The organism is Pseudomonas sp. SIMBA_041 (assembly GCF_046535095.1).
Classification (GTDB): domain Bacteria; phylum Pseudomonadota; class Gammaproteobacteria; order Pseudomonadales; family Pseudomonadaceae; genus Aquipseudomonas; species Aquipseudomonas mucoides.
The window spans coordinates 1-365 of record NZ_JAWRXJ010000084.1 but is presented as its reverse complement, the minus strand read 5'-3'; the positions used below and the strand labels follow the sequence as shown (position 1 = coordinate 365).

Annotated in this window: 1 protein-coding gene; it reads right to left on the bottom strand. The window is 59.7% G+C overall.

Annotated features, from left to right (window positions below):
- Positions 1-141 precede the first annotated feature (141 nt).
- Positions 142-365, bottom strand: a 224-nt coding sequence (locus SB725_RS30330) for a hypothetical protein (protein ID WP_410923047.1), incomplete at its 5' end; no start/stop codon positions are given.

Here is a 365-nt window from a genome sequence, read left to right as displayed (position 1 = left end):
ATGGCAGTCATTTCGTGTCCTGAATGGATGTCTTTCTATTGAACGGATCAGGGCGCCGTCGAAGTGACGCCCTGACCGGTCGTCGGCTGGCATCGGGCGTGTAGCGCGCGCCAGTGACGTAACGTCGTGCCGCCGGCTACTTCAGGCTTGCGTGAACATGCCGGTTCCGGAACCCGTGAACTCGCCGTTCGCGCTTACCCACGGTCCCGATACCAGCACGGCCAGCACGCGCGGGCCTTCCAATAGGGTCATGGAAACCGAGCCGGAATTGATCGACAGCGACAACGAAAGCGGAACGCCGATCAGATTCTCCGCATCGGGAACCGTCCCCTGCATATACATGCCGGAAACGTTGATATTCGTTC